5 protein-coding genes are annotated in these 7118 nt (G+C 60.5%); 4 read left to right on the forward strand and 1 reads right to left on the reverse strand.

All coding sequences use genetic code 11. The features are described 5' to 3' along the window. Positions 1-63: 63 nt before the first annotated feature. Entirely contained in the window at positions 64-2190 is a 2127-nt protein-coding gene (gene recQ, locus AEQ67_RS31335; RefSeq protein WP_059407618.1) for a DNA helicase RecQ, read from the reverse strand. A 273-nt stretch (positions 2191-2463) separates the two neighbouring features. Here recQ and AEQ67_RS31340 point away from each other — a divergent pair, with 273 nt between their 5' ends. The 4 genes from AEQ67_RS31340 (at position 2464) to lapD (ending at position 6784) form a co-directional block, all read left to right on the forward strand. Then, positions 2464-3051: a UPF0149 family protein gene (locus AEQ67_RS31340; RefSeq protein ID WP_059407619.1), complete on the forward strand. Its 588-nt coding sequence runs from the start codon at positions 2464-2466 to the stop codon at positions 3049-3051. A gap of 10 nt (positions 3052-3061) precedes the next feature. After that, entirely contained in the window at positions 3062-3457 is a 396-nt protein-coding gene (locus tag AEQ67_RS31345; RefSeq protein WP_059407620.1) for a YbaN family protein, read from the forward strand. A 656-nt stretch (positions 3458-4113) separates the two neighbouring features. Then, positions 4114-4821, forward strand: coding sequence for a cysteine protease LapG (gene lapG / locus AEQ67_RS31350; protein WP_059407621.1), 708 nt, complete (start codon positions 4114-4116; stop codon positions 4819-4821). Positions 4822-4843: 22 nt separating this feature from the next. After that, positions 4844-6784, forward strand: coding sequence for a cyclic di-GMP receptor LapD (gene lapD / locus AEQ67_RS31355; RefSeq protein ID WP_059407622.1), 1941 nt, complete (start codon positions 4844-4846; stop codon positions 6782-6784). The last annotated feature ends 334 nt before the right edge of the window (positions 6785-7118 follow it).

Genomic DNA, 7118 nt, shown 5'->3' on the forward strand with positions numbered 1-7118 from the left:
TGACCCTTCGCTTGAGGCAAGGCTTGGTCTGTACTGAATCGTTACATCAGTGAGACAGGTCACTCAAATCTCGAATTCCGATTGCAGCGCCGCCCGAACACAGTACAAAACCCCTTCCGGCACACGACCGGCGAACAGCGCGGCGATCTCTGCCACGGGCGGCAATTCGCCTTCGCCGTCGAGGAACGCGTCCTGGATTTCGCCCATCAAGTCTTCGGGCAGATCCAGCGCCTGCTCCAGCGACAACTGCTGTTTGCCAATCGCTTCGGCCAGCATCGTGTAAACGTTCTTTTCCGAGCATTGCAGCTGGCCGGCGATCTGCAGCGGCGTCATGCCGGCACGCGCAAGGGTGATCAGTTCGTGGCGCACATCGGCCACCACTTTCGGCGCCTCGACCTGACCGCCGAGGACTTCCAGGAAGGCTTCGCCGTAACGTTCCAGTTTGCGCGCGCCGACGCCACTGACTGTGGCCATTTCCGCCAGCGAGGTCGGCTGACTGCGGAGCATTTCCAGCAAGGTCGAGTCGGGGAAGATGACGTACGGCGGCACGCCATGTTCTTCAGCGAGCTTGCGCCGCAGGGCGCGCAAGGCTTCCCACTGCTCGCGTTCTTCGCCGCGCACCAGTTGGCTCGCCTGGCTCTTGCTGCTTTTTGCGGTGGTTTGTGGCTTGAGGTCGCGGCGCAGCTCCAGGGTTACTTCACCCTTTAGCAGCGGCCGGCACGTGTCACTCAAGCGCAGGCCACCGTAGCCTTCAAGGTCGATGTCCGCCAGACCACGGGCAACCAGTTGTCGGAACAGCGAGCGCCATTCACTCTCCCCCATCGCCTTGCCGACACCGTACACCGACAGATGCTGATGGCCGAAGTTGCGGACCTTTTCGTTGTCCTTGCCCAGCAGCACGTCCACCAAATGCCCGACGCCGTAGCGCTGGCCGGTGCGGTAGATCGCCGAGAGTGCCTGGCGAGCAGGCTCGGTGGCGTCCCAGGTCTGCACGCCATCGACGCAGTTGTCGCAATGGCCGCAGGGCTGGGGCATGTCTTCGTCGAAGTAGGCCAGCAGCGTCTGGCGGCGGCAGCGGGTTTCTTCGCAGAGCGAGAGCATGGCGTCGAGCTTGTGCTGTTCCAGACGCTTGTGACGCTCGTCGCCTTCGGAGTTCTGCAGCATCTGCTTGAGCATCACCACGTCTTGCAGACCGTAGGCCATCCACGCGTCAGCTGGCAGACCGTCACGGCCACCGCGACCGGTTTCCTGGTAGTACGCCTCAAGGGATTTCGGCAAATCGAGGTGCGCGACGAAGCGCACGTTGGGCTTGTCGATGCCCATGCCGAACGCCACGGTGGCGACCATGATCAGGCCTTCCTCGTTGAGGAAGCGTTTCTGGTGGTGCGCACGGGTGTCGTTGGGCAGACCGGCGTGGTACGGCAGCGCCGGGAAGCCTTGTTCGCTGAGGAACACCGCCACTTCGTCGACTTTTTTGCGCGACAGGCAATAGACGATGCCGGCATCGCTGCGCCGTTCCGCGAGGAATGCGAGCAATTGCTTGCGCGGCTGCTCCTTGGGCACGATGCGGTAGAAAATGTTCGGCCGGTCGAAACTCGAGAGGAAACGCTCGGCATTCTGTAGATGCAGGCGGTCGACGATTTCTTCGCGGGTGCGCTTGTCCGCCGTGGCGGTCAGGGCGATGCGCGGAACGTTGGGGAACAACTCCGCCAATTGGCCCAGTTGCAGGTATTCGCGGCGAAAGTCGTGGCCCCATTGAGACACGCAGTGCGCTTCGTCGATGGCGAACAGGGAAATTTCAAGACTCTGCAGGAAGGCCAGCATGCGCGGCTGCACCAGACGCTCGGGTGCGAGATAAAGCATTTTCACTTCACCGCGCTTGATCCGTGCCGCCAGGTCGCGCTGTTGTTCCGCGCTCAACGTGGAGTTCAATGCCGCCGCGGCGACGCCCAGCTCTTCGAGGGTCGCGACCTGGTCGTCCATCAGCGCGATCAGCGGCGACACCACCACCGCCAGGCCTTCGCGCAACAGCGCAGGCACCTGGAAGCACAAGGATTTGCCGCCACCGGTAGGCATCAGCACCAGGGCGTCGCCGCCACTGGCCACGCGCTCAATGATTGCACCCTGACGGCCACGGAAACTGTCGTAGCCGAAGATGTCCTTGAGGACGCGTTGTGCCTGTTCGAGCATAAAAACTCCAAAAATCACCGAAACATCCCTGCAAGGCTGGTTCAGAACCACGAAGGCTGCACCGACAAATCGTAAGTGCGCATTGCATGACGCTTCAATTTCAGCCGTGACGCCAGCAGGGCATCACAAAACGCGCGAGTATACCCGACCCCTGCCCGGCAAAGGGCGCCGCTGATAAGAGGCTTGTGGGCGCAAAAATGCCGCGCGGCTGGCCTGAGTGCTCAAGAAGGCCTAGAATTCCCGCATCTGTTTAATTCCCAAGGTAGCCCTTTAATGCCCTTCGCTGAGCAACTAACCCGCCTGCAAGTCTTCCTCGACGCCGACGAACTGCATGACGAGGCGCTGGACTACGTGGCCGCCCACGGCTACCTCACTGCGCTGTCGATCTGTTCCGAGACCGTTCCCGACCGTGAATGGATCGACGCCCTCTTTGCCGAAGAGCCGCATTACGCCGACGACACCGAGCGTGAAGCGATCGAATCCACCCTGCTGGCCCTCAAGGCTCACATCGCCCGCCAACTGGCGTCCGATGAAGAGTTCGAGCTGCCGTGCGACCTGGACCTGGGCGACGAGCCGGATGATTCCGACCTGCGTGGCTGGTGCATCGGGTTCATGGAAGGCGTGTTCCTGCGCGAAGCGGCCTGGTTTGAAACCGCCGAAGATGAAGTCAGCGAAATGCTGCTGCCGATCATGGTCGGTTCCGGCCTGTTCGACGAACAGCCAGAGTTCGAAGACATCGCCAAAGACGCCAACCTGATGGACGACATGATCGTACAGATCCCGGAAGCCCTGACCGCGCTGTACCTGCTGTGTAATGCGCCAGACGAAAAACCGGCGATCCTCAAGCCACGTCACCACTAAGGTTTTGCCTATGGACAACCCCATAGGCAACCGCTCCCTGATGTTGCGCTACGTGCTGCTGGCCATCGGCTGGCTGAGCGTAGCGTTGGGGGTGATCGGGATTTTCCTGCCGGTGTTGCCCACCACGCCGTTCCTGCTGCTGGCGGCCGCCTGTTTCGCCCGTAGTTCGCCGCGTTTTTATCAGTGGCTGGTGGAGCATCCACGGCTTGGGCCGTGGATTCGCGACTATCTTGAGGGCAACGGTATTCCGCTCAAGGGTAAGGTCTACGCCATTGGCCTGATGTGGGTGAGTATTCTGTTTTCCTGCTATCTGGTGCCGCTGCCCTGGGCGCGGGGGTTTATGTTGACCAGTGCGGTGTTGGTGACGGTCTATATCCTCAGGCAGAAAACGTTGCGCAAGTTTTGAGTCCGTTTTATTGGGTTTTTTTGATTGGGGCATATCCGTTTCTGCGGTAATGGCGGCTATTGGTTCCGCCCTTACGGCGGGTCACTTGGAAAAGCCCCAAGTAACCAAGGGCTTTTGCCCCGCCATTCGGTGCCTCAAAAAACACCGTCCCCTGTAGGAGCGAGCTTGCTCGCGATGGATCCACAGGCACCGCGTTTATCCTGTTAACACGCGCCATCATTGACGTTCTTCGCGAGCAAGCTCGCTCCTACAGGGGAATGCGTATTCCCCAATCAGGCCGGCCTGTAGGCCGCCGTGCTTTTGATGTTGATGCACCGCCGCCTCGAGAGGCCGAGCGCAGGTTCTGCGCAGTGGGTAACCCGCCAGGGATGCCGGGTTAGCCGCCCCCGGCCATGGATGCCGATGGCGGCGGGCCCACGGAGCAGGACCGGAGCGAGGGCATGCCGAGCCTTAGCGAGGCACCGAACGAAAGGGGCAAGAGCCCTTGGTTACTTGGGGCTTTTCCAAGTGACCCGCCGTAAGGGCGGAACCAAAAGCCGCCGTTACCACAGCAACGGATATGTACACCATCCAAAGACCAATAGACCCGACGACCAACCCTCCCACAGACAAAAACACCGCCTAAACTCCAGACATCTGCACTTGAGCAGCCAGACATGTCCCGTAGTCCGCGTAGTCCAGGATGGTCAACGCTCCGACTTCGGCTCGGCGGATGGCTACTGCTGTCAAGTCTGCTGCTGACCGCGCTCGGCAGCGTCTGGGCCGACTGGAATTTTGCGCAAATCCTGCAAACCGCCGAAAACCGCTACGGCCCCCTCGGCCCGGCCCAGGAACGGATCGTGGCCTGGAGCCAAATGCTGCAAAGCGAAATCAACGCGCCTGCGCCCGAGCAACTGAATGCGGTCAATCAATTCTTCAATCAACAACTGACCTTTCAGGACGACACCCGCATCTGGCGTCAGACCGATTACTGGGCCACCCCCATCGAATCCCTGATCAAGGGCGCTGCCGACTGCGAGGACTACGCCCTGGCGAAATATTTCAGCCTGCGCCACCTCGGGATTCCCAGCGAGAAACTGCGCATCACCTACGTCAAAGCCCTGAGCCAGAATCAAGCGCACATGGTATTGACCTTCTACAGCAGCCCCACGGCCGAGCCGCTGGTGCTGGACAACCTCATCGGCGACATCCGTCCCGCCTCCCAACGCAAGGACCTGCTGCCGGTGTACGCCTTCAACGCCGAAGGCCTGTACTTGCCAGGGGCCAATGGTGGCCAACGCAGCAGCGACTCGAAGAAACTGTCGCGCTGGCAAGACGTACTGAAGAAGATGCAGGCCGAAGGGTTCGCCGTGGGCGACGGCTAGCCACCCCAGCAAGGAGCGATTTATGTCACTGCGCAAACAGTTGTTTCTCGCCATCTGCCTGTTCTTGCTGGTGGCGTTCAGCGGCAGTTTTTTTGTCGGCCTGGAAAGCTCTCGCGATCAGACGCTCGGCCAGTTGCGTTCCCACGCCCAGGACGCCGCCACCGCACTGGGCTTGTCGTTGACCACGCAAATCGACGACCCGGCGATGATCGAGTTGATGGTCAGCTCGATTTTCGACAGCGGTTATTTCAACAGCATCCGGGTCGTCAACATTGTCGATGAGCAACTGTTGGTAGAACGCAGCACGCCTTCGCACATCAGAGGCGTTCCCGGTTGGTTCGTCAGCCTGGTCAACCTGCGCCCACAAGGTGGTGAAGCACTGATCATGCGCGGCTGGGAGCAAGTGGCACGGGTCGAGGTGCTGAGCAATCCGCAATTCGCCCTGGCCAAACTCTGGGACAGCACCCTCGGCAGCCTGATCTGGTTGCTGCTGTGCGGACTGCTCAGCGCCGTGTTCGGCGGCTGGTTGTTGCGCCGGCAATTCCGTCCACTCGACAGCATGGTCAAACAGGCCGAAGCGATCAGCAAACGCGAGTTTGCAAGCCTGCCGAAACTGCCACGCACCCCGGAATTGAAACGTGTGGTGCTGGCCATGAACCAGATGGTCGAGAAGCTCAAGGCGCTGTTCGCCGAGGAGGCGGCGCGCAGTGAAAAACTGCGCGCCGAATCCTATCAGGACAGCCTGACCGGCCTGGCCAACCGGCGTTTGCTGGACGAACAACTGGCCGACCATTTGCTGGAGTCCGAGCAGAGCAGCGATGGCCACTTGTTGATGCTGCGGATCAACGATCTGGTCGGCCTCAACCAGCGCCTTGGCGGCCAGCGCACCGACGCCTTGATCAGCTCCGTCGGTGAACTGCTCACACGCCTGACCCAACTGCCCGAGCGTCGGACCTGGCTGGCGGCGCGTAATCGTGGTGGCGAATTCAGCCTGCTGACGCCGGGGGTCGACATCAAGGAGGCGGTGCGCCTGGCCACGGAAGTCAGCGCCACCCTGGAAAACCTGCGCCTGACCGGTGCCAGCGATTGCATGCCGGTCGCCCATCTGGGCATCGTCGCCTATCGCCCCGGCGAACCAGCCAGCGATGTGCTGCTGCGGCTTGATCAAGCGCTGACCGAAGCCCGGCAACATCCCGAACGGCCGTGGATACACCAGGCCTACTCCGAGACCACAACGAACCAGTCCCAATACGATTGGCGCAGCTGGATCGACGATGCCCTGACCGAAGGCAAGATGCAGTTGTATTTCCAGCCGGTGGTGCAATGTGCCGACACCAGCCAAGTGCTGCATCACAAAGTCTTGGCCCGCCTGCTCGATCCGCAGGGCAATGCGATTGCCGCCGGGCATTTCCTGCCGTGGGTCGAGCGTCTCGGCTGGTCGGCGCGGTTCGACTTGGCCATGCTTGAAACCACTCTGGAATACCTCGTCGTCAACCGCTGGCCTTTGGCGTTGAGCTTGTCCGGCAGCACCCTGCGCGATCCAGCCCAATTGCAGCAAATCGTCGACATGCTCGAATCACTGCCCGACCTTGCACCGCTGCTGACCCTGGAAATCGACGAACGCCAACTGCCGCCAACCGACGAGTTGCAACGCCTGAGCCACAGCCTGCTCGACACCGGCTATCGCATCGGTCTGCAGCATTTTGGCGGCAGCTTCAGCCAGATCGGCAACCTGACTCAATTGGGATTGGCTTACTTGAAAATCGATGGGGCCTACATTCGTGGCATCGATGAGCAACGTGACAAGCGACTGTTCATTGAGGCGATCTTCAGGGCCACCAACAGCATTGATTTGCCGTTGATTGCGGAAATGGTCGAGACGCAGGGGGAGTTGGAGACGATTAAGGAATTGGGTGTGTTCGGGGTGATGGGACGGTTGATCGGGCCGCCGGAGCCGATGTGATTTGCCGGTTGGACCGAGTCATCGTTCTTCGCGGGCAAGCCCGCTCCCACAGGAATCCGTGCCGTTCACAAAATCCTGACTCACTGTAGATCCCCTGTGGGAGCGAGCTTGCTCGCGAAAGCGGTGGAACAGTCAATACATCACCAACGATCAAACCACCTCACACCAGACAACAAAAAACCCGCCATCCCCTTGCACCGGGATGGCGGGTTTTGTCGTTTCAGATCAGACCGTATCCACCTTCAACGAATGATCATTAAGCATCCCGTTGATGATCGTAGCCGTATCGTGCCCCCCGGCAACCACCCCACCCCTGCCTCTTCTACCCATCTGA

The sequence above is a fragment of the Pseudomonas sp. RIT-PI-q genome, assembly GCF_001297125.1.
In the GTDB taxonomy this organism is placed as follows: domain Bacteria; phylum Pseudomonadota; class Gammaproteobacteria; order Pseudomonadales; family Pseudomonadaceae; genus Aquipseudomonas.

Bases quoted from the DNA above. Each gene is read 5' to 3' on its own strand.
- recQ (WP_059407618.1), bottom strand. From the start codon at position 2,190: ATGCTCGAACAGGCACAACGCGTCCTCAAGGACATCTTCGGCTACGAC.
- AEQ67_RS31340 (WP_059407619.1), top strand. From the start codon at position 2,464: ATGCCCTTCGCTGAGCAACTAACCCGCCTGCAAGTCTTCCTCGACGCC.
- AEQ67_RS31345 (WP_059407620.1), top strand. From the start codon at position 3,062: ATGGACAACCCCATAGGCAACCGCTCCCTGATGTTGCGCTACGTGCTG.
- lapG (WP_059407621.1), top strand. From the start codon at position 4,114: ATGTCCCGTAGTCCGCGTAGTCCAGGATGGTCAACGCTCCGACTTCGG.
- lapD (WP_059407622.1), top strand. From the start codon at position 4,844: ATGTCACTGCGCAAACAGTTGTTTCTCGCCATCTGCCTGTTCTTGCTG.